Annotated in this window: 25 protein-coding genes and 1 tRNA gene; all 26 read right to left on the minus strand. The window is 39.4% G+C overall.

The genetic code is table 11. The features are described from left to right. Positions 1-3: 3 nt before the first annotated feature. Positions 4-897 (minus strand): dihydropteroate synthase, encoded by an 894-nt coding sequence (gene folP, locus KJ593_05590; GenBank protein ID MBU2541352.1) that lies wholly within the window; start codon positions 895-897, stop codon positions 4-6. Continuing rightward, entirely contained in the window at positions 898-2,727 is a 1,830-nt protein-coding gene (gene ftsH / locus KJ593_05595) for an ATP-dependent zinc metalloprotease FtsH (protein MBU2541353.1), read from the minus strand. A 141-nt stretch (positions 2,728-2,868) separates the two neighbouring features. Further along, complete coding sequence (gene tilS, locus KJ593_05600; protein ID MBU2541354.1) at positions 2,869-3,822, minus strand: tRNA lysidine(34) synthetase TilS; 954 nt, start codon at positions 3,820-3,822, stop codon at positions 2,869-2,871. A 28-nt stretch (positions 3,823-3,850) separates the two neighbouring features. Then, positions 3,851-4,759: a Fic family protein gene (locus tag KJ593_05605; protein MBU2541355.1), complete on the minus strand. Its 909-nt coding sequence runs from the start codon at positions 4,757-4,759 to the stop codon at positions 3,851-3,853. A gap of 96 nt (positions 4,760-4,855) precedes the next feature. Then, positions 4,856-4,932, minus strand: a tRNA-Ile gene (locus tag KJ593_05610). A 14-nt stretch (positions 4,933-4,946) separates the two neighbouring features. Continuing rightward, on the minus strand, positions 4,947-5,735 hold the full coding sequence (locus KJ593_05615) for a dihydropteroate synthase (protein ID MBU2541356.1): 789 nt from the start codon (positions 5,733-5,735) through the stop codon (positions 4,947-4,949). Between the two features lie 4 nt (positions 5,736-5,739). Further along, positions 5,740-6,705 carry an acetyl-CoA decarbonylase/synthase complex subunit delta gene (locus KJ593_05620; GenBank protein ID MBU2541357.1) on the minus strand — a complete coding sequence of 322 codons (966 nt, stop codon included), beginning with the start codon at positions 6,703-6,705 and terminating at the stop codon, positions 5,740-5,742. Beyond that, positions 6,686-7,444: an AAA family ATPase gene (locus KJ593_05625; protein ID MBU2541358.1), complete on the minus strand. Its 759-nt coding sequence runs from the start codon at positions 7,442-7,444 to the stop codon at positions 6,686-6,688. The genes KJ593_05620 and KJ593_05625 overlap by 20 nt, the downstream gene beginning before the upstream one ends. 20 nt (positions 7,445-7,464) lie before the next feature. After that, positions 7,465-9,399 carry a DUF4445 domain-containing protein gene (locus KJ593_05630; GenBank protein ID MBU2541359.1) on the minus strand — a complete coding sequence of 645 codons (1,935 nt, stop codon included), beginning with the start codon at positions 9,397-9,399 and terminating at the stop codon, positions 7,465-7,467. A gap of 16 nt (positions 9,400-9,415) precedes the next feature. Continuing rightward, positions 9,416-10,753, minus strand: coding sequence for an acetyl-CoA decarbonylase/synthase complex subunit gamma (locus KJ593_05635; GenBank protein ID MBU2541360.1), 1,338 nt, complete (start codon positions 10,751-10,753; stop codon positions 9,416-9,418). Between the two features lie 103 nt (positions 10,754-10,856). Further along, positions 10,857-11,183: a helix-turn-helix domain-containing protein gene (locus KJ593_05640; protein MBU2541361.1), complete on the minus strand. Its 327-nt coding sequence runs from the start codon at positions 11,181-11,183 to the stop codon at positions 10,857-10,859. Positions 11,184-11,201: 18 nt separating this feature from the next. Continuing rightward, positions 11,202-11,705, minus strand: a complete 504-nt coding sequence (locus KJ593_05645) for a polymer-forming cytoskeletal protein (protein ID MBU2541362.1) — start codon at positions 11,703-11,705, stop codon at positions 11,202-11,204. Between the two features lie 67 nt (positions 11,706-11,772). Then, positions 11,773-12,213 (minus strand): MgtC/SapB family protein, encoded by a 441-nt coding sequence (locus KJ593_05650; GenBank protein MBU2541363.1) that lies wholly within the window; start codon positions 12,211-12,213, stop codon positions 11,773-11,775. A gap of 35 nt (positions 12,214-12,248) precedes the next feature. Next, the gene (gene tsaD, locus KJ593_05655) at positions 12,249-13,223 is read right to left on the minus strand and encodes a tRNA (adenosine(37)-N6)-threonylcarbamoyltransferase complex transferase subunit TsaD (GenBank protein ID MBU2541364.1); all 975 of its coding nucleotides are present in this window, start codon (positions 13,221-13,223) and stop codon (positions 12,249-12,251) included. Between the two features lie 6 nt (positions 13,224-13,229). Then, the gene (locus tag KJ593_05660) at positions 13,230-14,081 is read right to left on the minus strand and encodes a divergent polysaccharide deacetylase family protein (GenBank protein ID MBU2541365.1); all 852 of its coding nucleotides are present in this window, start codon (positions 14,079-14,081) and stop codon (positions 13,230-13,232) included. Then, on the minus strand, positions 14,074-15,369 hold the full coding sequence (locus KJ593_05665; GenBank protein ID MBU2541366.1) for a S41 family peptidase: 1,296 nt from the start codon (positions 15,367-15,369) through the stop codon (positions 14,074-14,076). Before KJ593_05665 ends, KJ593_05660 begins: the two co-directional genes overlap by 8 nt. Then, positions 15,362-16,801 carry an Asp-tRNA(Asn)/Glu-tRNA(Gln) amidotransferase subunit GatB gene (gene gatB, locus KJ593_05670; GenBank protein MBU2541367.1) on the minus strand — a complete coding sequence of 480 codons (1,440 nt, stop codon included), beginning with the start codon at positions 16,799-16,801 and terminating at the stop codon, positions 15,362-15,364. Before gatB ends, KJ593_05665 begins: the two co-directional genes overlap by 8 nt. Before the next feature lie 4 nt (positions 16,802-16,805). Further along, positions 16,806-18,275: an Asp-tRNA(Asn)/Glu-tRNA(Gln) amidotransferase subunit GatA gene (gene gatA, locus KJ593_05675; GenBank protein ID MBU2541368.1), complete on the minus strand. Its 1,470-nt coding sequence runs from the start codon at positions 18,273-18,275 to the stop codon at positions 16,806-16,808. Between the two features lie 16 nt (positions 18,276-18,291). Further along, a complete protein-coding gene (gatC, locus tag KJ593_05680) occupies positions 18,292-18,591 on the minus strand; it encodes an Asp-tRNA(Asn)/Glu-tRNA(Gln) amidotransferase subunit GatC (protein ID MBU2541369.1) in 300 nt (99 codons plus the stop codon). A 71-nt stretch (positions 18,592-18,662) separates the two neighbouring features. Further along, complete coding sequence (gene rsmA, locus KJ593_05685) at positions 18,663-19,454, minus strand: ribosomal RNA small subunit methyltransferase A (protein ID MBU2541370.1); 792 nt, start codon at positions 19,452-19,454, stop codon at positions 18,663-18,665. Further along, positions 19,405-20,394, minus strand: coding sequence for a 4-hydroxythreonine-4-phosphate dehydrogenase PdxA (pdxA, locus tag KJ593_05690; protein ID MBU2541371.1), 990 nt, complete (start codon positions 20,392-20,394; stop codon positions 19,405-19,407). The genes rsmA and pdxA overlap by 50 nt, the downstream gene beginning before the upstream one ends. 27 nt (positions 20,395-20,421) lie before the next feature. After that, positions 20,422-21,345, minus strand: coding sequence for a peptidyl-prolyl cis-trans isomerase (locus tag KJ593_05695; protein ID MBU2541372.1), 924 nt, complete (start codon positions 21,343-21,345; stop codon positions 20,422-20,424). Continuing rightward, complete coding sequence (gene mfd / locus KJ593_05700) at positions 21,338-23,296, minus strand: transcription-repair coupling factor (GenBank protein ID MBU2541373.1); 1,959 nt, start codon at positions 23,294-23,296, stop codon at positions 21,338-21,340. The genes KJ593_05695 and mfd overlap by 8 nt, the downstream gene beginning before the upstream one ends. A 16-nt stretch (positions 23,297-23,312) precedes the next feature. Continuing rightward, on the minus strand, positions 23,313-25,502 hold the full coding sequence (gene secD / locus KJ593_05705; GenBank protein MBU2541374.1) for a protein translocase subunit SecD: 2,190 nt from the start codon (positions 25,500-25,502) through the stop codon (positions 23,313-23,315). A 23-nt stretch (positions 25,503-25,525) separates the two neighbouring features. Further along, positions 25,526-25,807, minus strand: a complete 282-nt coding sequence (gene yajC, locus KJ593_05710; protein ID MBU2541375.1) for a preprotein translocase subunit YajC — start codon at positions 25,805-25,807, stop codon at positions 25,526-25,528. Positions 25,808-25,872: 65 nt separating this feature from the next. Further along, positions 25,873-26,127, minus strand: a complete 255-nt coding sequence (gene rpsP, locus KJ593_05715) for a 30S ribosomal protein S16 (GenBank protein MBU2541376.1) — start codon at positions 26,125-26,127, stop codon at positions 25,873-25,875. Positions 26,128-26,132 lie beyond the last annotated feature (5 nt).

The raw sequence follows: 26,132 nt of genomic DNA on the forward strand, positions 1-26,132 counted from the left end.
TGACTAATTTAAAATTTTTGAATTCAAGATAGAATCACTCAAGCGCGCAACCTGCGCCATTTCTCTCACATCGTGCACCCGCACTATGTGTGCACCAGCACTTATTGCTAAGGCAACTGAAGCAGCTGTGCCAAAAATACGCTCTGTCTCGGCAACGTCTAGCACCTTGCCGATAAATGATTTACGGGACGTGCCAATAAGAATAGGTCTTTTTAAAACTCTAAATTCTCCTAAGCAATTTAAGATCTCTAAATTCTGCTGGGTTGTCTTTGCAAAACCAATTCCCGGATCAATAATAAGACGCTTAAATCCTAGGCCTGCCTCTTGAGCACACTCAATAGCTTTCTTTAAATATCTTATAATATCGGGAATTAATGACCTATATTTTGTAAATCTCTGCATGTCATTAGGAGTTCCTCTTATATGCATCAGGACTAAACTTGCAGCTTTCTTTGCACAAATCTTGGCTATTCTTTTATTGTAATCCGGATTTGCCCCCATGATATTATTTATAATTACAGCTCCAGAGTCAAGTGCAGCTTCTGCAACCTCACTTTTGTATGTATCTACGGATACTGGAATTTTCAAAGATGCGCTGATCCTTTTTACCACCGGAACAATTCTTGCCAACTCTTCCTTAACTGATACTGGCCTTGCTCCTGGACGCGTTGATTCTGCGCCAATATCAATTATATCTGCGCCATCATTAACCATTTTCCTGGCAAGCCGCAAGGCTCTATCAATTACCAAAGAACGTTTAAGTCCAGATTTAAACAAACCATCCTGGCTAAAGGAATCCCTAGTTAGATTGATAATGCCCATCACCAGGGTGCGCGAGCCAAGCGCTAGCTTAAATTTCCCAGCCGGCAGAGAAAAATGTCTTCTTGCAACTGACATCTAATTCTTTTTACTAGAAGATTCTTCCTTAGTATCCTTCGCAAAGATTCCGAGCAACTTCTTAACCTCCTCAACTTCCAAGACTTCCTTCTCAAGCAATGTCGAGGCTAGAAGCTTTAACTTATCTTTATTTTTTTCTAATGTCTCCTTTGCAACATTATATCTATCTTCTACAAACTTTTTTATCTCTTTATCAATTTCTTTTGCAGTATCCTCAGAATAATTACGTTCCTCAGTCAAATCCTTGCCTAAAAATAGCAATCCTTTTCTGCGTCCAAATGTAATATGGCCAAGTTTATCACTCATACCGAATTCACAAACCATGCGCCTGGCAAGTGCTGTGGCAACCTCTAAATCATTTTCCGCACCAGTGGTGATTTCACCAAATGCCATCTCTTCGCTACAGCGACCTCCCAAAAGAACAGTCATCCTCGCCAAAAGTTCAGATTTTGTCATGATATATCTATCCTGCAGGGGAAGCTGCATCGTATATCCTAAGGCTGCTGTGCCGCGCGGAATAATCGAAACCTTGTGCAAGGGGTCAACATCAGGAGTCAAAAGCGATAAAAGGGCATGCCCAGCCTCATGATAAGCAACAATCTCCTTTTCCTTCTTTGAAATCACACGGCTCTTTCTCTGCGGCCCGGCAATAACCCTCTCTATGGACTCCTGCAGCTCTGGCATATTCACCTTATCTTTATTCCTGCGCGCTGCCAATAAAGCTGCCTCATTACATAGATTAGCTAAATCTGCGCCTGAAAAACCCGGCGTCTGACGCGCTATAGAATCTAAATTAACACTTTCATCTAGTTTAATGTTACGAACATGAATCTTGAGAATCGCGTTTCTTCCTTTTATATCAGGCCGATCAATTACAATCTGTCGATCAAATCTTCCTGGTCTAAGCAAGGCCGGATCTAAGGTATCAGGACGATTAGTTGCTGCAACAAGAATCAAACCTTCCTGGGGAGAAAATCCATCCATTTCTACAAGTAAGGCATTAAGTGTTTGCTCGCGTTCGTCATGGCCACCGCCAATACCTGAAAAACGTAAACGTCCCACAGCATCAATCTCGTCAATAAAAATAATACATCCTTTTCCACCCATCTTTGCTGCAGCTCTTCCTTGTTCAAAGAGGTCCCTGACCCTGCTAGCCCCCACACCAACAAACATCTCAACAAAATCAGAACCGCTTATTGAAAAGAAAGGAGCACTAGCTTCCCCCGCTACAGCCTTGGCCAAAAGTGTTTTTCCGCATCCCGGAGGACCAACAAGCAAAACTCCTTTAGGAATCTTACCGCCTAACTTCTGAAATTTCTTAGGGTCTTTAAGGAATTCAATAATCTCTGTCAGTTCCTCTTCAGCCTCATCAACGCCAGCAACATCATTAAACGTAGTCTTATTATTTTTTAAATCCGGGGCTGGCTTTGCCTTAACCTTTCCAAAAGACCAAAGACGACTACCCATCTGATTCCCGCGATAAGCAAAATACCACAAGAAAAGTATAAAAAGAATCATTGGCCCCAAGGAATAAAAAATATTTGCTAATAATGTCCGGGACGGTTTTACTTCAAAATCACTTACATTCTCACGAATAAGAGGGATAAGGCTTTCATCCTGTTCTGGAATAAATAGAGAAAACTGTAAGCCATCTGAAAATTGACCTTGAATCCTGCTCTCCTCAAGCGTTAAGACTAAACTTTTAATCTTACGCGTTTGTGCATTATCCTTTAGAGTTTCATAAAACTGGCTGTAGGTTAAAGCCTGGGGAGCATTAGTTATAGCAAGCGGGATCTTTGCTGAAATATAAAAGAGTAATAGGAAAAACATAATCCAGAAAAAAACCGGATTAAAAAATGGACTCTTTTTTTCTGGCTTTCCTTCTTTCTTCATCTGTCTCTTTAATTTTTTCTGTGGTAAAATGTCCATAACTGCCTCAAATTAATAATTATATACCATTAAGAATAAAAATCAATACTTTCTTGTATATAGCCTTAGTCTGTCTTTGTCTTTTCTGACTGAAAGACTCTTTGGTAAATCCACAATTGAGCCTTCTATTCTATTAAGAAGCAAATCCTCAATCTCGCGCCAATGCCGATAATCAAACTTACGAGTTGTGCCTAGAATTCTCTCTATGCATAAACGCAGTACCATTCTCTGCATAGAGATATGTAATTTAGATAACTTTTTTAAATCCAAAGAAAGTCTCTTTCCTCTGTTAGAAATAAGAACCCGCTTCATCTGTCTTCTGGCAACATCAGTTAGATATTCATAATCAAAAGAGATAACCTCAGAAAGATTTGCCAAAGACAAACGAGTACTTTTATTAAAATCAGATTCCAAAAACGGAATAAGTCTATTGCGAATTCTATTTCTAAAGAATTTAGGGTCTAGATTAGAGGCATCAAGGCAGGCCTTAACTTTTATACGCTTAAGATAAGAATCTATATCCTTCCTTAAAATCTCAATTAACGGCCTGACAAAGAACAATTCCCCAATCAATCTAACAGGACGGATTGCCCCCAGCCCATAAAGTCCGCTACCGCGGATAATGCGCATCAGCACCGTCTCTGCCTGATCATCTCTATTATGACCCAGGGCAATCTTATTAAGAGAATATTTCCTAGCAATATCTCTGAAAAATTTATGACGCGTATTACGGCTAACCTCCTCCAAAGAACCTTTTTTCCTAAAAGAGACGACATTAACACTTTTACAATAACAGGGAATATTTAATTTTTTTGCGATTTGTTTTACAAATTCCATATCGCGCTCAGCCTCACTCCTGCGCAACATATGATTTAGATGGGCAATATACAAAGTTATTTTGAGTTCTTTTTTTAAAGAATTCAATACGTAAATAAGAGCAACAGAATCCGGACCGCCCGATACCCCAACCAGGACCTTATCCTGCTTTTTAAACATTTTAAATCTCTTTATTGTTGTCCTGACTTTATTTAACATCATATCTTAAGAAATTATAACCTTTGATTATACTATCACAAATCATCTGGACTAAATTGGAGAATTCTCCCATATCGCCTCTGCCCAAAGCAAAGTAGTATTTATAACGATCTTCTATCTTTATAATCGCAGGTGGATAACCCTTGGATAATAACTGCGTAATAAGAATCAACCTTCCCACCCTTCCATTACCATCAAAAAAAGGATGGATACTTTCAAATTCGTAATGGTCACTTGCTACCTTACCAATAACATCCTTGCCATATTTATTGACCTTGGACACAAACTTTTTCATCCTCACAGGAACCATTTGCGCGGATGGAAGCGCTTTTTCTGTATTAATAAGATTAACAAATCCTGTTCTGTATTTTCCGGGAAGTTTATCGTTAAAATTATACATAACTATTGAATGAAGCTTTAATATGTAGTCTTCATTAATCTTAAAGCTTGGCTTTATTGCATCCAGCAGAAAATTTAAAGCGTTATTATGATTTACTGCCTCTAAGACCTCAAAAAGCTCTTTTCCCCTTACCTTTCCTCCCTTAATCGCGGTTTCTGTCTCTTTAAGGCTCATGCGACTTCCCTCAATTGCATTGGAATGATAGGTCATCTCCAGAAAAAACCTTTCCTTCAAGGCCTTATTATTCCTTAGAATTTTTATAGGCTGGCTTAAATCATGCTTTAATTTTACAACCAACTCCCTTAAATCAATGTGTTCCTTAAATAATTCATCGATTCTTCGGGATTGGCCAGGATGTGGGTTAATACCCTTATCCAGCCAGCGATAAACTGTCTTATAGCTGACTTCAACAAGCTTAGCCAATTGAGACCGAGACATCCTGGTCTCTTCTAAGATTCGCCTTAATTTCTGCCTATCTTCAATAATAACCTTTTTCATCTTTATTTAAAATAATAATAGGACATATGTCCTATTATTATACCTAACAAAATTATACCATATGTCCTAATGGAATACAAGCCCTGTTTTTTATTTTGGTGGCGGGGGAGAGATTTAAACTCTCGGCCAATCGGGTATGAGCCGACTGCTCTATCAGGCTGAGCTACCCCGCCATTGTTGGCTATATTTACTTCTTCCGGTATGCGCTCAAGAAGGAATCGCAGTATATATGTTTATTGAGCAGTAGATCAGAGGTTATTACTGCATCCATGAGTTCCTTATCTAAAGGATCAACGATAGCTGCATCCAGGCCGTAACCAATTGCCATAGTTAGAAAAACCCTGTTTATAATATTCCTCTGGCAGCTACCCTGGCTAACATTACTTAAACCCACAACTGTCTTGGGAGCAGGATCGGAAATCACCTTAAATTCATGCAAAACCTCTAAAATCATTTTAAGCTGGGGTTGAGCAACATTGACCGGTAAAACTATTGGATCTAGATATATGTTATTAATATTAAAATCTTTCTCTTGTGCAAAGGCTAGTATCTGTGCTGCCAATTCTAAACGCCTGTCCTTATCTTGCGGTACTCCTTTTTTGTCCATTGTAAGGGCAATTAAAGAGGCATTGTACTTCTTGGCCATGTTTACATAAATTTCAAGACGCTCTGGGTCTGCGCTTGTGGAATTAATAATCGCCTTACCCTTTATGAGCTCAAGACCTGCCTGAATAACATTTGGCTTAGTACTATCAATGGCAAGCGGCAAATTAGAGCCCTTCTGAATAGCGCTCACTAACCACTTCATATCACTAACCGGATCCTTGGATAACGGTCCGCAGTTAACATCAAGGGCATTAGCGCCTTCTGCCTCTTGCTGTTTAGCCAAATTAATAATAGCCTGCTCATCCTTTTTCGAAAGTGCCTCTTGCACGTTTTTATACATTCCGTTGATTAATTCACCAATTATAAACATAGCCCTATTTCTCCATAAGTTTGTCAACAAATTCTTGAACTGATTTAACTGCCTGAGGATGGCGCATAACCAAAAGGTCTGCTCCAGCCTGTAAAAAAGTAGAGGCAGTCAATGCCTCCCAGAGCAGGCCGCGTTCTGTTTGAGATCCCCATTCAGGAACCTCATCGCTGGTTGCCTTTGCCTCTTTTGCCCTCCAGGCCTCCTGACCAACTAAACAAACAAAAGGCATGGCAAGCATTGTATCGCCGGCTAAAGCAGCTAATCTTGCACGCTCCATAATCGAATAAGCATATTCTAAGCCATATCCAAGGGCGCCTACAGTTGGATTAATTACAATACGCTCAGCCGGGAATCCCATATCCGAAATCAAGATATTAAGCTGTTTAGCAATATTGATATCAATGGGTGATTGGGCAATAATGCTGTGACCGTCAGCCAAAAGCGAAACAACTAAGGTCTTATAATTATCCTGGACTGCCTCGCCAAATAATAACCGCTCTCCCTTTGTAGCCTCAGAGATCTTTGGCAAGACCTCGTTATCTTTAACCTCATCGTTACAACCTAAGATAATTAATGGTAAGTCCACGGTCTTTAATAAATCCTGAACTAATTTTACAATGCTATCAGCTGGTTTGTTTCCATTATCAGGATGAATGCCAGCTAAACGCAAGGCCAAGCCCTTAGCCTGAAACTTTTCTTTGCAGACCTTAGCCCATTCTAGTGTGTTTTTCAGGATACCTGCATCATACTGGGCCTTTAAACTATCTGGCCAGTCTGGTTCAATATCCCAGATCTCAAAAACCAGCTGGGGCTGATGCGGCATCTTTGTCTCCTGATGCAGAAAGGACAGGCCGGTTTCGCCTCCCACTGTAATCGTAGAACCCCGGCTGCCTCCTTCTTGTTTTGTGGCTCCGATAGTAACCGTATTAATGCTGCTTGACCAAGTTTCTTTAATTAGCTCTAAAGCCATGATCTCTCTTAAACGCCTCCATTTTTTTTAAAAGCCTTGATTCCTTACTAAGCTTAAAAACAGATTCACCTTTAATACTTAAATCAAGCACTTCATCATCAAAGGGTAATTGATAAATCTTATCAAAATGAACTTGAGTCAGCTCCTCAGACAAAACTAGGTTATCCCTTGCCCTGTTAATTAAAAGAAATGTCTTATCAAACTTAAATTCCAACTCATCAGCCAATTTTTTAATCCTGGCAGCTGAATGCATGCCAACTACTGTTGCATCACTTACTAAAATAAAATAATCAGCTGCCCTTGTAGTTCGGCGGGATAAATGTTCCATGCCTGCCTCATTATCAATAACGCAGAAATTATACTGATTTATAATTCTTCCAATTGTATCCCTGAGGAGATTATTAGCATAGCAGTAACACCCGGGCCCCTCAGGTCTTCCCATGCTCAATAAATCAAAACCGCTATTTTCAACAAGCGAATGTTCGATCTCTAGTTCCAGGAAATCCTTTTTGGTCATACCGGGGGGTACTGATTGAGGATTTTTAGCTACAGAATCAATCAATTCGCCTATAGAAGTGCCTGCAGTTATACCTAATACTTCACCCAGATTACTGTTCGGATCAGCATCAATTGCCAAGGCTGAACCTAATTTATCGGCAATAATTATTTTTAATATAACTGCCGCTATAGTAGTTTTTCCTGTGCCGCCTTTTCCAGCAACAGCAATGGTAAACGCCATAAGCCCTTTATCAATCTTGTTTATAATTTAAAACTGGGAAACTTACTCCTATCTGTATGAGGAAAAAACAAAGCTGCCATATATTCATCCATATATGTATCTTCAACAGAAAGTTCAAAATAGGTTACTTTTCTGGCAAGTTCCTCAGCCTGATTCAAGGCCTGGCTCGATAGTAAAATCGCCCTTGCCCCGGCTAAAGAACTGTTTCCTACAAATTCAAATCTTTCTAGTTTAAGGTCTGGCAACAAACCTATGGTAATTGCCTTTTTTATATCCAGATACGTACCAAAACCTCCTGCAATAAATATTTTCTTTATTGCGCTCATTTCAAAGCCCATATGTCTGACTAAGGTGCTTGAAGCAGCAAATATGGCTGCCTTTGAGCGCTTTAAATTATCTATATCTCCTTCCGTAATTATAATATCATTACCTGTAGCAGATTTTTTCTTGTCCACAACGATAAAAGACTTCCCTGTCTGGGTTGACTTTATTAAACCTGGGGCCTTTTTTTCGATTATACTGCCTGAACTATCAATGATGCCGCTAGATAGCATTTCTGCAAGTAAATCAATGTAGCCTGAGCCGCAGATACCGAGAGGCTTACCGCCAAGTATGGTAGAACATTTCACATTATGAGTCTTTTTGTTGATGGATACTCTCTCGATAGCACCTTTGGTTGCCCTCATACCGCAAGATACACCACTACCTTCAAATGCCGGACCAGCGCTGGCTGCACAAGCAACCAACCAATCTTTATTACCTAAAACAATCTCGCCGTTAGTGCCAACATCAATCAAAAGTGACAGATCTTTACTTTTATCTATGCCGCAAGCTAAAATCCCAGAAACTATATCTCCACCCACATAGCTTGCGATCGAAGGTACAGTGGCTAATAAGCCACGCGGGTTTATCTTTATGCCTGCCTCAGAAGCCCTAATTACAGGCACAAAATTTGCAGTAGGAATATAAGGCTCCCGCCTTATGTATGTGGGATCAATCCTTAAAAGCAAATGCATCATTGTTGGATTACCAGCACAGAGACAACAGGTAACGTTGTTTAAATCAATATCATTTTCAAAAGTTAGCTGGCGTATCATATCATTCATTACATCAATGACAGCATGATGAAGCCTTTCTAGGCCTTCAGACTTTTGGGCAAAGATTATGCGCGAAATTATATCTGTACCAAAACTGGCCTGCCGGTTATAAGAGGCCTTTGTGCCTAAGATCTTTTTTGTGTTAAGATCAACTAATTGGCCGGATACAGTTGTTGTGCCGATGTCAAAAGCAAAACCATAGTTTTTATCAGAAGTGTCTCCGGGTTGGATGAGAACCACCTCTGTCGTGCCTCCCCGCTTACCCAGTGTTACTGTAACATGCCAGTTTGCCGAACGTAATATCATACCTAATCTTCTGATATTGGTAAGGCCTGCCTGCATAATCTTTAAATCTTCTCGTTTTCTTATTTCTCTGTACAACCTCTCTAAATCACTTACCTTATCTTGCAGATCTGGTGGCTCTAACTTAAGCGATAATTTTGTGGCCAAAGGTGAATGAGCAAAAATATCCTCTCTAACAAATAAATGGGCCTTGTCAATATCCTCGGCCTTGCTGTAAACCCCTTTTAATCGCTGGGCATAGGCCTCTTCTTCGGAAACCAACTCAGATTCAAGGCGAGACTCAACAGGTATCTCTACCGTAATATCACTTTTAATGACTGAAAGGCATGCCAGGCAATAACCTTTTTGCCTTTCTTCTTTTTTAATCCTTCCGGAAGCTGCAGACTGAACATTGCCTTTTTTTACGATAACCTTACAGCGGCCACAAACGCCTTCTCCACCGCAGCTTGAATGCAGATAGACACCTGCAGAAACCGCAGCATCAAGGATAGTCTTACCCTTGGGCACGTTTATCGTTATTTTATCTGGCAAAAATCTAACCTTAACTTCTTCCATTTCCTTGTGCCTATACTTAGTTATTAAAATTCTTCAAAAATGCGCTAATCCCGGATGCCTCTCGCGGACCAACCATAACCTTCCAGCCGCTCTGTTCTTCTAAATCTCCGCTCATAACAGCAACATAACCGGGTATAATAACTATCTTGTGATTCACCAATTGCTCTGTAGAGGCCTTTTGCATAGACTGTGTTATTTTCTCAGGAGTAAACTTCTCCGCTGCCCAGGCAGTTAGAACTGACATGCCTTCTGTATCCACGCTTAGTATGTAAGAGGAAATCTTGCTCGATTCCACTTCTGAAAGAACTGTATAATAAGTAAGTGAAAAATTAGTAGTTACCAGTAGTGGAGACTCATTTGTTGGCGAACCAATCGGATATATCTTTGGTTCAACCTGCAAAGGTCTCTGCGGATCAGAATAAATATTCTGGCGCAACGTAAGCAATGAAAGTATTGCAGGCACTGATGCCTTTTCCAATAAAATGATTGATGCATACTTAGCCATAAGCGCACCAGCATTCAAAACATCAAACACAGACTCTCCGGCTTTAATAACGCTAATTGTAGGAAAACCAAAAGGGCGAAATGTCTTCTTTAAAGCAAGACGGCGGATTTGAGTAAGGCCTTCAATCTGGGCTGCTAGGCTATTATTTTCCACATGCAATACTAAATCCTCACAAGTCCTCTGCTTGAGCTTTTTAACAAGTTCATGGAGATCGTCAAGGCTAGAAGCAGAGACAACTAAAGGTGCTTTAGCATTATTTGCAATCTCAGCGAATTGAGCATGATTATTTTCATCTGCCCCAAAAATTAGCGGTTGTTCATCCTTACAAATCTCAATTGCAGCTTTGATAATTTCAGGATTCTTGGAAATAAATACAAGATTTAGCTTACTATTTTCCTTAACAAACTTCACGCAATTTGAAAAGGTCTGTATATCTCCTGAAGTATCCTTTATTGCAATTAAATCCAGCTTTAACTCCTGGCCTACCCTTTCAAACTCTAGACCTTTCAAAAATTTAACGAATTCAGACAGCTCTGCTTGGGGAGTATTATCTTCTATTATGAGTCCAATCCCCGTGGGATGATGAAACTTTTCTTCATGGCGGAACAGCACAGTCTCATTACCAACACTTAAGGCATCCTCTTCCTTGCCGATAGTAATTAATTTTACTGGCGGTTGAGAAGACGACTCCAGGGCAGCCTTAGCCTCGTCAGTCAAAAAGGGACACTTGGTGATGTCTGTGGTTTTCTTAGCCAGCGCCAATGCAAAAGCAAGGCAAGTGGGAAAATTACACTTCCTGCAATTTGTCTTTGGTAGTAACTTATAAATCTCTAATCCTGCTAACCCCATAACGCAGACTCCTTTTTTAGAATTTACTTATTTTAAGAAGGGGAAAAACGATTCTCACTTGGGAATATAAAAAGAAATTTATCAAAAGATTCAGGAAAGTATTTCAGCTAAAAACAACCAAAAGAAGCGTAAGGCAAATAAAGAAACAAAGAAAATAAAAATCATTGAAATAAAGGAAGTCGTTAATCCTCTCGATTAGATTACGGTAACCCAAAGAAGCATCAACGTCAACGCTGCTTTTGCGAATATGCGTTAAGACACGCGGCGTGATCTTAACCTGCTTCAGCTGATCTTCCTTAAATCGCAAATATACTCCACCGATCTTATAAGCCGGAATTGTCCCTTGTTCAGACAAATCAACAACCGCCTTCTCAGAGATACCAAAATAGGCTGCCGCTTCACGCACAGTTAATAATTTTTCTTTCGCCATCGTTAAATTTTCCTGATCTTACTGCTTTAGTTTCCCTGATGCTATCCATTTATCAATCTTCTTTCTTTCAAAGCGCCAATTATCTCCATCCTTGAAAGCAGGCACCTTTCCAGAATTGGCCCACTCCATAACAGAATTCAAATCAATCTCTAGGTATCTTGCCAAATCATCTGGTCCGAATATGTCTTCTAACATGCGGCATTCGCCTTCAAAGATTGCCCCTTCCATAACAATAAGTTTGGCTGTTTTGATCTCGCCTTTGACCTCTGCTGTTGACTCTAAAACTAATCTCTCCTTAGAGACAATATCTCCTTTTACCCTGCCAGCAACAGCAATGTTTTCTCCGATAATATGGGCATCTACATCTGCCTTTGGCCCGATTTGGAGATAGCCTTTTGTCTCCAGCGTGCCTTCAAACTTACCGTTTATACGTAAATTAACTGGATCTTTGAATGTTAATGTCCCACTCATTGCTGCATCTACATCAAGAAACTTTTCTGGTTCCTCCCTTCTTGATCTCATGGCCATGTATCAGCCCTCCTTTAATGAGACAATAATTTAGACTCGTTAAATTATATCCTCGCTTTATCTATTTATTTTGATGCTTACTAAGATGAACCTCAACGCCTCTTATTGCCCATAAGACAATAAGAACTAATAATGTAGTAACAAGTGCCGCCAGATAAAAACCACAGCCTACGGCTATGCCAATAGCAGCCACAATCCACAAGGTCGCAGCAGTGGTAAGACCATGCACAGTATCTCCGCCGCGAATAATTGCACCTGCGCCTAAAAAGCCAATTCCAGTGACAACGCCGGCTACAATGCGCGAAGGATCTACATTAGCTATATCTTTATATATATCAAAAACATACGCGGATGTCAACATTATCAAACTAGCACCCACACAAACAAGAATATGAGTCCTAAGTCCTGCACTCCTTTTTTTGATCTCACGTTCAAGACCAATGAACCCCCCCAAAACTGCAGCCAAAATAAGACGCAATATTACCTGCTCTGTCAAAAGCATGATTACCTCTCTTGTTTTATTAAAGATAAGCTCATTTACTTCCTCAGATGATATGCCAACCCTGCAATCATTGCCGCATTATCCTGACAAAACTCTAAATCAGAAAAACTCACTCTGATCTTTTCCTTAAGAGAAGATTGTAAGATATTTTCTCGCAGTAGAGAGTTTGCTGCTACGCCTCCTCCAATTATTAAATCTTTCACATTTCTAGCCTTACAGGCCGCAATTGTTTTATCTACCAAGACATTAACTACTGCCTCCTGAAACGCTGCGGCAATCTCTGCCTTAAGAGAAAATGGCAACTTGCAAGAAGGGTTTTTTCTTTGCCAGTCCTGTACGAAATAAAGAACTGCTGTTTTGATTCCACTGAAACTAAAATCAAAACTATTAGGTAGCCGGGCGCAATTAAAATGCAATCTTGGCCTTGAAACAGCCTTAGCTAACTTATCGATTTCAGGACCGCCCGGAAAAGAAAGTCCTAGAATTTTAGCAACCTTATCAAATGCCTCACCCGCAGCATCATCGCGAGTTTGACCTAACAATTGAATCTTCCTAAAGCCCTTACAATAAAATATACGCGTATGACCGCCTGAAACCACCAAGGCCACTAAGGGAAATTTAGGTTTTTTTCTATTAAGCCTTGCATCCAAAAAAGGAGAATAAAGATGTGCCTGAGTATGGTCTACTTCTATTAAATCCTTTCCTAGAGAAAAACTTAAGGCACGCGCAAAACTTAAACCAACCAGTAATGCCCCTGGTAGACCCGGCTGCTTTGTTACGGCAATAAGACCTATATCTTCAAGGTCTACTTTTGCCTCTTTTATAGCTTCCTGAGAAACAAATGCTATTGCCTCTAGATGTCCCCTTGCTGCAATCTCAGGTACTACGCCTCCATACTTCTTATGTAAAAAAAGTGTAGAGGATATAACATTGGATAAAACCTTCTTGCCATCTCTGACAACAGAAGCCGCAGTCTCATCACAGGAGGTCTCAATACCTAAGACATTCATATCGACTTATTCCACTAACTCAGAAAGCAAGACAAATTCTATTTGCTGTTTTCCAGAATCTAATTGAGATATTTTATCATCCAGAACCCTTAAAGTAAGTTTACGATCATGACCAATGCCGACTGCCTTACCTTTTTTCTTAGCCAATCTAATCAATTTTTCAAATTGATTAGAAATATATTCATAATCTTGCTCATTGTCAAGAAAGATATCACGTGTAATATAGCCTACGCCTAAATCCTTTGCGATTTTTCTACTTACAGGGCGAGAAATAACCAAGCTGTCTAGAAAAAACAGATTTCTTCTGGCTAATTCTTCAAATATTATTCTCATAAGCGGCTCAGAGGCAGTCGCCTTAGATCCCATGTGATTTGAGACGCCAACAACCATAGGCAGGGACTTTAAATCTTTATTGAGAATCTTAAATATCTCATCTTTGCCCATTGTAGTAAGTATAGTATCGGGTTCAAGTTCGGCACCTTCTGGAAGGGAACGAGGCTCAAGCGGTAAATGCAAGATTGCCTCACGCATATGTCCTTTAGCAAAACTTGCGATTTCCTTACTATAGATAAGAGAAGGCAATATTGACAAGGTCAATGGGACATCTAGCTTTTCTAAATAGGGAATATTTCTCCTGTTATAGCCCCAATCATCAATCACCAAGGCCACTTTAGCCAAGACCTCTTTTTCTATCTCGATTTCAGGATAAGACTCCTCAACTAACTCTAAAGGCTCAATCGGTATAGCCTCTTTCTTTTGCTTAACTAGCAAAGAGATTATTATGCCAAACTGAACCAGGACAATACAGAGAAGAACTATTACTAATGGATTTGAGTTGCCTGTTGACTTTTTAGCCAATTTTTTGAACCTTATTATAGACCTTTATTGCCTTTAAAAGATCTAACGCCCTTAATAGCTGTGAATCTCTCAAATAAAAATCATCATCTTTGTTAATATTCTCTTCCTTGCTGTCTTTTTCTGGTTTCTTTTTCTCATTCTCTAATTTCTTAAAGACGTCTTCTGTATCCTCTTCGGCCGCTGCCTCAGAAATAAACTGAGCCTTAACTTCAATATCTGGCTCGATTCCAACATTGTGTATTGAACGCTCAGATGGCGTAAAATACTTACTTGTCGTAAGCCGCAAGGCAGAACCATCATTCATAGGCAACACGGTCTGTACAGAACCCTTTCCAAAACTTTTTGTTCCCAATATCAGGGCACGATTATAATCCTGTAAGGCACCCGCAAGAATTTCTGAACCTGATGCGCTTCCTTCATTAATCAAAACCACCATTGGTATATCCAAGAGTGGATCTTTAACTCGTGATTTAAATTCAAATCTGGATGCAGGGTTTCTGCCTTGAGTTGAAACGACTAATGTATCATTGGGAAGAAAGGAAGAGGTAATATCAATAGCGACATTTAAAAGTCCACCCGGATTAAATCTCACATCTAAAATCAGAGCCTGCATACCCTCATCCTGCAGGCGCTTCAGGGCAGCCTTAAATTCCTTTGCGCTATTTTCTCGAAATTCTATTAAACGAATATAACCAATTCCATCCTCTAGAATAACTGCCTTCTTTATGTCTTTGATTTTGATAATATCGCGAACGATCTTTATCTCTAGAATTCTGCTTTCTGATTCACGCAAGATTGTCAGTGCGACCTCTGTTCCAGGTTTACCGCGCAGTTTCTTTACTGCTTCCGAAAGTGTAATGTTACGAGTAAGCTCGCCTTCAATCTTGACAATTCTATCCCCTGCCATAATACCCGCCTTCCAGGCCGGAGTATCTTCAATAGGAGTAATAATTGTCAGTAGGTTATCTTTAATTGTTATTTCAATTCCTAAACCGCCAAATTGCCCCTCGGTCTCAACCTTTAATTCTTTAAATTCATCTGGATCAAGAAACTGACTGTGCGGATCTAGGGAGGTAAGCATGCCTTTTAAAGCACCATAAATAAGATCATGAGTTGTTACATCCTCAACATAACCATTGTGAATAATACTTAAAGCACCAGAGAATAATTCCAACTGCGGATATATATTCTCTTTCTTCAACTGTTCTGCGCTCAACATATATATCCCGCCTAAAACCAAACCTAAAGTAACTACGCTAATAATACCTATCGATATCCGTCTACGCATCTTTTTTATCCTCCTTTAACTTTCTTTCCAAAAGTTCCTTCACCTTCTTAGGGTTTGCCTTTCCTTTACTTTTTCTCATTACCTGACCGACTAAAAACATCAAGGCCTTGACCTTGCCTGAAAGAAAATTTTCAACTGACTCCTTGTTTTCGAGGATTACCTCTTGCGCCAATTTTATAAGGCTGGCCTCATCAGAAACCTGAACAAGATCTTCCTCATTGATAACCTCATCCGGGCCTTTTTTCCTATCTATCATTAATGTCAATACAGATTTTGCAGTGAGGTTACTAAGTGCATCAGTCTTTAGAAGCTTAATCAGTTTTATGAAATCCTCTGGCTTAATGAAAAGTTCGGATATAGTCTTATTCCTCTGGTTAATCTCATATAACAGAGGACCTCTAATCCAGTTTAGTATAGATTTTGAATCCTTAAATAATTTATTGCAATCTTCAAAAAACTCTACCATGTCTTGTTCTGTCACTAAAAATTGCGCTTCTTCTTCAGAGAGTTTATACGCCTGCCTTATTCTCTTGGTCTTCTCTCTTGGTAACTCTGGCAGGCTACTTCTAATTTCCTTAAGAGACTTCTTTTCAATGGCAAAAGGAACAAGGTCTGGTTCGGGAAAATATCGATAATCACTTGCCTCTTCCTTGCTGCGCATTGGAATGGTTGTTCTTTTCTCCTCATCCCAGAGAAGGGTCTCCTGAATTACGGACTTACCTTCATCAAGAAGCCTGCCTTGTCTTTTTACCTCTACCTCTAAGGCAGCCTTCACTGCTTTAAAAGAATTCATATTTTTTAATTCTGTCTTGGTTCCTAGGACTTCTTCGCCTTTAACGCGTAAAGAGATATTGGCATCACAACGCAAAGAGCCCTTTTCCATATCACAGTCTGAAACAGCCAAATATTTAAGCAAGGTCTTTAAGGTGACTAAATACTTGTAGGCTTCATCAGGAGAGCTGATATCAGGTTCAGTCACAATTTCCAAAAGAGGTATGCCGGTTCGGTTATAATCGATAAGACTATATTCCTTTTCATGAATTAATTTTCCGGCATCTTCTTCAATGTGTACGCGCCGTATTCGTATGCGCTTATCTTTATTCTCGCTATTTATCAGAATATGACCTTCATAAGAAAGTGGCATATCGTATTGAGAAATCTGATAATTTTTTGGCAGGTCAGGATAATAATAATTCTTTCTATCAAATTTAACCTGATCGCCAATAGTGCAGTCCAAGGCCAAGGCCACCTTGACCGCATATTCAATTGCCTTTCTATTAATAACAGGCAGGCTCCCCGGTAAACCAAGGCAGACAGGACAGACTTTACTATTAGCCTCTGCAGCGAACTTTACCTGACAGGAACAAAATAACTTAGTCTCAGTTGCAAGTTGCAAATGAACTTCTAATCCTATGACTGGTTCTAATTCCATTTTATTAAATATTCGGCCTCTTTTTATGCCAAGGGGTATTCTGTTCATAAGTATAGGCTGTGCGCAAAATCTTACCTTCCTCAAATGGCGCTCCCATAATTTGTAATCCAATCGGTAGATTCCCTGAATCAAAACCACAAGGCAAAGAGATAGCTGGCACGCCTGCAAGATTAGCAGATATTGTATAGATATCAGATAAATACATCTTCAACGGATCATCTATCCTCTCACCTATTTTAAATGCTGTCGTGGGACTAGTAGGAGCAATTATGCAATCACAAGTTTTAAGGGCATTATGGATCTCATCCCTAATAATCGTTCTCACTTTCTGAGCCCTTAAATAATAGGCATCATAATATCCGCTAGACAGTACAAATGTACCCAACATAATCCTGCGCTTGGCCTCGTTCCCAAAGCCTTCACTGCGAGTGCGTTTATACATATCTATGATTTGAGACTTAACAGCAGAAGAGTTATTGCTTCTATGGCCATATTGAACTCCGTCAAACCTGGCCAGATTAGAACTTGCTTCTGCAGTTGCTACTATATAATACACACTTACTGCATATTTTGTATGGGCAAGTGAAATATCAAAGACCTTTGCACCTAAGCCTTCAAATGTCTCTTTTGCCTGCTCGATAGCTTTCTTTACTTCAGGCGCAATTCCATCTGAGCCAGCAAAATACTCCTTGGGTATTCCAATCTTTAAACCTCTGATATCGTTAACAAGAAACTTGCTATAATCAGGTACTTCTACATCTACACTTGTAGAATCCTTATCATCATAACCAGAGATTACAGACAAAAGTAGAGCTAGATCACTCACATCCCTTGCAAAAGGACCAATCTGATCAAGGCTTGAACCAAAGGCAACTAGGCCATAACGAGACACCCTGCCATATGTAGGCTTCATACCCACGACGCCGCAAAAACTAGCAGGTTGACGGATCGAACCGCCTGTATCAGAACCCAAGGCCAAAGGTACTTGGCCACTTGCAACCGCTGCTGCTGAGCCGCCGCTTGAGCCTCCACTTACGCATTCCAGATCCCAAGGATTCCTTGTCAGGCCAAAACAAGAATTCTCTGTAGATGAACCAAAGGCAAATTCATCCATATTGGTCTTGGCTATTATTATTGCTCCTTCTTTTTTAAGTTTTTCAATAACCGTGGCATTATAAGGAGGAAAGAAGCCTTTCAGTATTTTAGAACAACAGGTTGTCTCTATGCCTTTAATACAGATGTTATCTTTTACTGCAACAGGTATGCCGCTAAGCCTGCCTGTTTCATTCTCCTGTTGCGGCTTATCAATAACCTTAACAAAGGCCTTAACCTTAGGGTCAACCTGTTTTATTCTTTTTGAGAAACATGACAGAACATTAGAGCTATTAGTCTGGCCTCTCTCGTATGCTGATAATAGCCCGCTGGCCGTCAACTCATACAACTTTTCTTTTTCAAGGGGATCTTTAGAATCCATGACTTATTGAACTAATTTAAAAATTCTCGATCTCTTCAATAATCTTTGGTACGCGAAAGAATTTATCCTTTCTGTCAGGACAATGTTTTAAAACTTCATCGATTTCAATCGAGGGCTTCACAACATCTTGCCTGAAAACATTAGAAAGACACATAACATGAGAGGTAGGCTTAATCCTTTCAACATCTACCTCTTTCAATTGTTGAATATAGTCTAATATAGAGTCAAGTTCACGGCCGTATTTTTCAAGGTCGCTATCTGAAAACTCTATCCTAGCCAGATCGCCTAAATGTCGTAACTCTTTCTTTAAAAACAAATTAGCCTCTCTTTCTTAATGTTTTTATGATAACAGAAATAAACTAAAAAGTAAACCCCGCTTATCGCTCTCTATCTGTCCAAGGCCTTACTTAAGCTTATAAATCCCTCTAAACTTACTGCCTCAGGTCTTGTTTTGGCCTCAATGCCACAAGATTGCAAGGAGAGCATAATTCTATCTGCGCCATATTCCTTTTTCAATGTATTAAATAAAGTCTTTCGGCGCTGATTGAAGGCAATTCTTATAATTCTAAAAAGCAATCGAGTGTTGACGCCTTCAAACTCCTTAGACTCACGCGGCAGGAGCCTCAAGAATGAAGCATCTACCTTAGGCACAGGCCAAAAACATGTTCTCTTTATTTTAAAAAGCACTTCCGGTCTTGAGAAAAAATGTACAAAAAGACTAAAGGCACTTGAATTTCGCCTGCCACTCGGACACATTAACCTCTCTGCCAATTCCTTTTGTATGGTAAGGAAAAAAAACTTGATTCTTTCTGACTCAGGCAAGAATCTTGCAATAATCTGACTGGATATGCAAAATGGCAAATTTCCTATTAAAGTAACTTTAGTCTTAAGATGTAAATCTCCTAAATTGAACTTTAGGATGTCAGCATTGACCAGACGAAAATTTGCTCTCGTTGCGAATTTTTCCCTTAAGATAGGATCAAATCTCTTATCTATCTCAACAGCTGTTACGTCAGCGCCAGTATCAAGTAATTTTTCAGTCAAAAGACCAGTGCCAGGACCTATCTCAATAACCTTATCAGACTTATTAATCAAAGATGCAGAAACTATCTTAGATACAATGTTATTATCAATAAGGAAATTCTGACCTAGGGATTTTTTTGGACGAATCTTTTGCATTAGCTACCAATCTCAATGTCAACCTAATAGCATCTAGCAGGGAATTAGGATTTGCCTTATCTTTGCCGGCAATATCAAATGCCGTACCATGTAAGGGTGATGTCCTGACAAAAGAAAGTCCCAGCGTTAGATTTATGCCTGTTTCCTGATACAAAAGCTTCAAAGGAAGCATTGCCTGATCATGATAAAAACAAATAGCAGCGTCTAGCTGGCCCTCTCGCATTTTTAAAACAATGCCTTCTAAAAGATGTGGGCCAAATACCTTGATATTTTTTAATATTTTTTGGGATTTTAAAATTGCGGGCTTAATGAAATCTATCTCTTCTCTACCTAACAACCCTGCCTCACCCAGGTGAGGATTAAGGCCGCATATTCCAATTTTGGGCATCTTTATCTTAAAAAATCTTTCTAATTCTAAGGCCGTCAAACAAATTGTCTTGTAGATATTTTCTATGCTTAATCTTTTACTTACCTCTTTAAGCGGAATATGCGTTGTGCAAAGACTAAATCTTAATTTCGAAGCCAAAAGCATCATCCTTACAATCTTGGCGCTATCAAGTCCTCCTAGATACTCTGTCTGGCCATAGAAATCATCCCTTACTAAGTTGATTGACCTTTTACTGACAGGGCAAGTTACAATACCGTAAATCTCACCTGCCTTTATGAGTCGATGCGCCTTATCTAGATACTCTAAAGATGCCTTAGCGCAGTCTAAATTTGTCTTACCGAAAGAGAAGTTCCTCTTCTTAACATTGTCCAGATCCACCAGATCATATTTAATTTTATTTAAATTCAGACCAACCTTCTCTAAAACAAAACGGCTGCCAATAATAAGCAGTAATTGCCGCTCCTGCTTAGACAGCCTGCTTAATGCCTTTAAGATAATCTCCGCACCTATACCTGCAGGATCTCCTAAGGTTAGGCCGATTCTTCTTTCCATGTTTTATCAAGGCAAGGAATGAGGCCTTTATTTAATAACTATGTAAGCCTCATTTTTTAGTTTATCCAACCAAGACATGAACTCAAGGTTGAATTTTTCATTAAATATAATCTTATATATTGAATCTTGCGCCTCAGGTAATGTTAGATCTTTTGGTGGTAAAAATTTTAAAATCTTAAAAATATAAAATCTGTTATTAAGCTCGATAACATCTGAAATCTCACCCGGTGAAAGCTTGAAAACATTAGCCTCCACCTTGGCATCTAACATACCCTTTCTTATTTCAAAAAGCGCCTGGTAATTCTCATGGCCAGAAAAAAGCAGATTGAAATTTTTACCATTTTTGATTTTCTGCAAAGAACGCTCTGCCTCGGATTTATCTAGAAAAAAGACAAAGCTGACCTCTAGGCCTTGAAGTATTGCGAGTTTTTCAGGGTATTGCATATAAAAATCAGTTATCTCAGAAGGACTAACCTGAATCTTTGACCTTATTTTTCGATCTACGATAGCTCGCATTAACTCCTGCTCTCTAAAATGCTTCTTGATGTCACTCAAAGACAAATTTTGAGAAAATAATGAGCTTTGAAAATCTGCCTCTGTTGGGAATGTCGACTTTATATCCTCAAGTCTATTTTCAATAACACGCTCAGAAACTTCTATTTTTTCCTTAACTGCCTCCTGCAAGATTAATTTATCTTCAATGATCTTCAACAACGCCTTATCCGCAATATAGGAAAGCTCTTTCTCTAACTCTTCACCCGAAAACCTAGAAGAAAGTTGGATATAGGAAAAATTAATGAAGTCTTGTACCTCACTTTGTGTAACTATCATATCGTTGACAACAGCAACTATCTTGTCGCCGTCTATCTCCTGCGATAGACAAAATATACTCGACGCTAAAAGGAGACAGGCAATGATTAAAAACTTCGCACAACTTCTAATATTAAACATGGCTAATAGAAAGCTTTTTCCTGTTTTCTTCTTGGCCGTACAATCTACTTACAGCTGAACGTAGGAGACGAGCATAAAGATCAAAACCTACTGCCATAATATAACCGTGCTGTTCCTTTCCCAGGAGGTTACCCGCGCCTCTGATTTCCAGATCCTCAAGCGCTATACGAAACCCAGAGCCTAGCTGCGAATATTCTTCTATGGCCTTTAGGCGTTTTTTGGCATCTTCGTTTAAATCTGTAACACCTGATACAAGAAAATAGGCATATGCCTGTCTGTTGAACCTGCCTACCCTGCCGCGCAGCTGGTGTAAGTCAGAAAGGCCGAAATTTTCAGCATTATCCAGAATAAGTGTATTTGCATTAGGTATGTCTATCCCAGATTCAATAATCGTTGTTGATATAAGGCAATCTATTTTATGCTTTAGGAATAAAAGCGTTACCTGCTCTAGGTCACGCGAAGCCATCCTGCCGTGAGCCACACCAAGACGCACCTTTTCCTTTAAGATTGATTTTAATCTAAGATATAGCTTTTGGATATCCTCAATACGGTTATGGACAAAATAAATCTGACCACCTCGTTTTACCTCTCTAGTTATTGCCTGAGTTATAATACGCTCATCATATTCAGCTACAGCAGTTTTTACAGCTAGTCTCATCTTAGGAGGTGTATTTATCGCAGATATATCTTTTAATCCTGTAAGCGACATATAAAGTGTGCGAGGAATAGGTGTTGCTGTGAGAGTTAAAATATCAGCAAGTAACCTAATCCTTTTTAATTTTTCCTTTGCCCTTACTCCAAAACGCTGTTCTTCATCGATTATAATCAAACCTAGGTCCTTAAAATCAATATCGGAGCTGAGCATGCGGTGTGTACCAATCAATATATCAATCTTGCCTTTTTTGACAGATTCAATAATCTCAAGATTCTCTTTTTTTGTATTGAATCGCGATATCATTGCCACATTGATCGGGAAATAAGAGTGCCTCTTGCTAAAATTGTAATAGTGCTGGGTGGCTAAAATAGTCGTTGGAACCAAAATAGCTACTTGCTTATTATCCATGACTGCCTTAAAGGCAGCACGCATCGCAACTTCAGTCTTTCCATAACCAACATCTCCACAGAGCAACCTATCCATAGGCCTATCAGATTCCATGTCCTTTTTTACATCATCTAGGGCCTTTCTCTGATCAGGTGTTTCAGTAAAAGAGAAACTGGCTTCAAACTCTCTCTGCCAATCAGTATCCTGAGAGAATCTAAAGCCACTTAAGGTAGATCGCGCAGCCTGTAGATTCAGCAAATCTAATGCTATGAACTTTACGGCCTTTTTGGTTCTCTCTTTGATCTTCTGCCAATCACCTGATCCAAGATTAGATAATTTAGGGCGAGCGCCTTCAAAGGCAACATAACGCGAAACAAGATGGATATCTGCCATCGGAACATAAAGCATATCCCCTCTGGAATAACGGATAGCTAAATGATCTTTCAGTTTTCCTTCATGCTCTAACTTTTTTATCCCAACAAATTTTCCAATACCATAGTAGGTATGAACAACGTAATCATCAAAAGATAAATCAAGGAAATTATCAACAGGGACTTCTTCGCCTCCGCTTGCGATATATACGCTATCTCCCCTTGCATTAGTAAGAGAACCCAAAGAGAAGTAAGACTTGCGCCTAAAGGCAAGTATAATAACCATTTGATGATCCCAGAGCATACGCTGACTTTGCACATCAAAACTTTTGATAGAGGCTATTTTGTCTATATCCAGCTCTATGCGCAGAGGGTATTCAAATGTAAAAGGAAAGATATCGATTATTGAGCCTCGATGACTAAAGTCTCCCTCCTCTTGAATCTTGGCTTGATGCGAATAGCCAAATTTCGAGAATTCATCCAGGAGTGCGCCTTTGGCAATCTCTTGATTAAGGTAGATCTTGAGTGTCTTAAACATATTTCCTAAAAATTGATTAAGAGTGAAATCTTTTTCGTGAAGCCCTTTTGCTCAAAATGAGCACTAAAGGAGAGGCAATAAATATTGTAGAATAGGTCCCGGATACGAAACCTACTAACAGGCAAAATGCAAAATTATTCAAAACTTCCCCGCCAAATAAAAAGAGCGAGACAACTACAATAAGCGTTAATACTGTTGTAAGAATAGTACGCGAAAGGGTTTGATTCACGCTTAGGTTTATGATTTCTTTCAAGGTAATCTTACGAGATGTCCTGGATACCTCGCGTATCCTGTCAAAAATAACAATAGTATCATTAATCGAATAACCTGCTATAGTCAAGAACGCAGTAACGATTAATAGATCAATAGAACGACCTGACATCACTGTCAAACCAAGGGCAATGAGAATATCATGCAAGAGAGCAATTATACCCGCAAAGGCAAAATCAAAGTGTCTAAATCTAAATCCTATATACAATAGGATCCCTGCCAAAGAGAATATGATCGCCTTGATTGCCTTTGATTTTAAAAGACCTCCTGCAAGCGGCCCGACCTTTTCTACTTTTACAATCTCGAATTGATTATCAGGAAAACTCTCTTTGAATTTTTCCGAAACTATCTCTAAGGATTCTTCTTTTGTGCGTACAGCAATCTGTTTTGGATTGCTTTTAAATTGCTGCAATATCGCATGGCCTAAATTTATTTCCTTTAAGCTTGAGCGTATGTTATCAATTGAAGGCACTTCCTTGAATCTATACTCCTGCAATTGACCGCCAGCAAAATCAATACCAAATGCCTCATTACCTTTCATCAGGAAAGAACCCAAACCAATCACTATAACTAATAAAGAAGATATAAAGAAAACTAAATGAATCTTTAGGAAATCTACATTTGTCTTTCGAAAGAGTTGAAGCATGGGTAAATTTTTAAGAATTCTAAATTTAAGCAATAATTCAAATATGGTTCTGGTTACTATCACAGCTGTAAACAAGCTGGCCAAAAGACCAATGCTCAAGGTTATGGCAAATCCACGTATGGGACCTGTTCCAAACAGAACAAGCAAGGTGGCGGCAATGATAGTAGTCACATTGGAATCTATTATTGCACCAAGCGCCTTCCTGTAACCATTTGCGATTGCCCCGGGCAGGCTTCTGCCTAATGCCAACTCCTCTTTGATGCGTTCATTAATAAGTACATTTGCATCAACCGCCATACCCAGAGTCAAAACTATACCTGCAATACCAGGCAATGTAAGCGTAAAGCCAAACATACTTAATCCCGCAAAAATTATAAGCAGATTAAGCAAAAGCGCTAAATTTGCAATAAGACCAGCAACCATGTAATAAACAAGCATGAACAAAAAGACAAAAACAGCTCCCATGATGGTTGCATTTATGCCTGCCTTAATTGAATCCTGTCCAAGAAGCGGACCTATTGTTCTTTCCTCTTCTATATATAAAGGTGCGGGTAAGGCTCCAACCCGCAGCACTATTGCCAAATCCTTCGCTTCGCTCTGGGTGAATCTTCCAGTAATTACAGCTTCGCCTGATGGAATTGCCTCATTGATTCTAGGAGCGGATTTAATTTTCCCATCTAAAATTATTGCTAGACGCCTACCAATATTCTTTTTCGTGATCTCAGCGAATTCTTTTGCACCTTTGGAATTGAATTGCAAAGAAACCATAGGTTCATTAAAACTCGTCTGATCAAAACGTACAGTGGCATCTACTAAACTCTCTCCAGTTAAAGATGCCTTTTTTTCGACCAAAATCGGTTCTTCATCAAGATACTTAAACTCAAAGCCATCCGGCACCTCTGAAGCAAGCGCCTTCTTTAGAAGATTAGGGTCATTATTTACTAATTTAAATTCCAATAAGGCAGTTTGACCAATCAAGTCTATTGCCCGACCCCGCTCTGTAATCCCAGGCAACTGAATAATGATTCCATTTTTACCTTGACGCTGAATTGTGGGCTCCTTAACACCAAATTCATCAATACGGTTGCGGATAACTTCAAGCGCCCTGTCTACAGCATCCTTCTTAGACTCTTGGCTCAACTTGCTATCATCGACACGCATGACAAGATGCATTCCGCCTTTGAGATCAAGGCCTAAATTAATCTTTTTCTCAAGTGGAAACGCCATAGCACTTGCCAGAACAACAACAATAATGATTATAATTACTCTTAAATTTAGATTTTTATACATAATAATCTCAATGCCTTCTTTAATTAGTCTGCCATCTTCTTAACTGAAGAGACAGCAGTCTTATCAACTTCTACCCTCACATTCTCATCTATACGCAGGATAAAAGTCTTCTCCTTTACGTTAACAATCGTACCGTGAATACCACCCGCTGTCACGACCTCATCATTTTTTCTTAAACGGCTTAGCATTTCACGATGTTTTTTCTGCTGAGACTGCTGGGGACGAATAATCAATAAGTAAAAAACACCCATAATCAAAATAAAAGGAATGAAACTAATAAATGTTGGGGGTTGCTGAGTTGGCATAATAATTCTCCTTTAATAGTCTCCGCTGTTTGAAATAAAACAGTAGAGGGAATTAAACTAACCTGCTATTGCTTCTCTTTCTTCGCTTTCTTAATCAGCGAGGCTACAGTATCACTCGCTACAGCACCGCACTTTAACCAGTAATCTGCCCTTGCTATATCAAGTTTCAGCAATACTGGCTTCTTAGCTGGATTATAGTAGCCTATTTCCTCGATAAATCTTCCATCCCGCGCTTTTCGCTGATCAGCAACCACAATCCTAAAATGATAATTCTTCTTCGAAGACTTGCCTGATTTCCTTAACCTAATCCTGACTGCCATAGAAT

This window comes from Candidatus Omnitrophota bacterium (assembly GCA_018830005.1).
GTDB lineage: Bacteria > Omnitrophota > Gorgyraeia > JAHJTE01 > JAHJTE01 > JAHJTE01.